The sequence below is a fragment of the Zoogloea sp. genome, assembly GCF_023150065.1.
GTDB lineage: Bacteria > Pseudomonadota > Gammaproteobacteria > Burkholderiales > Rhodocyclaceae > Zoogloea.
Genome location: NZ_JAKLLN010000124.1, coordinates 1 through 681, shown reverse-complemented (window position 1 = coordinate 681; position 681 = coordinate 1). Strand labels below are relative to the sequence as shown.

The following is a 681-nucleotide window of genomic DNA, read 5'->3' as shown; positions in this document are numbered from 1 at the left end:
GGCCTTGCCCCGGAAACGCACCGCAAAGGCCGCCACATCCCGGCCGCCCCGCTGCACCACAAAGCGCACGCCGTCGCCGCCATCGACGAGATCGGCCGACGCGCAGATCACCCGTTGGCCTCCAGCCATGCCCGCAGCCCGGCCGGCGTATCGAGGCAGGCCACCGGCGACTCGGCCACCAGCTGATCGACCGGATGGGCCCCGAAGCTCACCGCCAGACCATCAACACCGGCGTTCTTCGCCATCAGCAGATCATGGGTCGTGTCACCGATCATCAGACAGGTTTCGGCCATCACGCCGAGCTCGTCCATCAGCTCGAAGAGCATCGCCGGATGGGGCTTCGAGAAGCACTCGTCGGCGCAGCGCGTGGCGTGAAAATACTTGCCCAGCCCGGTAAAACCCAGCGCCCGGTCGAGCCCCTTGCGGCTCTTGCCGGTCGCCACCGCGAGCAGATGGCCGCGGGCATGAAGATCGGCGATCAGCGCCTGGGTGCCGTCAAACAGCGTCAGCTCGTGATCACTGGAAAGATAGTGATGGCGATAGCGCTCCACCATCTTCGGGTAGTCGGATTCGGGCAGCTCCGGCACCGCGTGATGCAGCGCGTCCTGCAGGCCAAGACCGATCACGTGACGCGCCCGGGCGTCGGAAGGCGGCGGCAGGCCCAGATCGGCGCTGGCCGCC

The 681-nt window shown here is 67.5% G+C and carries 1 protein-coding gene; it reads right to left on the bottom strand.

All coding sequences use genetic code 11. The annotated features are described in order from the left end of the window. Positions 1-107: 107 nt before the first annotated feature. A partial coding sequence (locus L6Q67_RS23820; RefSeq protein ID WP_296576082.1) for an HAD-IA family hydrolase occupies positions 108-681 on the bottom strand: 574 nt, incomplete at its 5' end.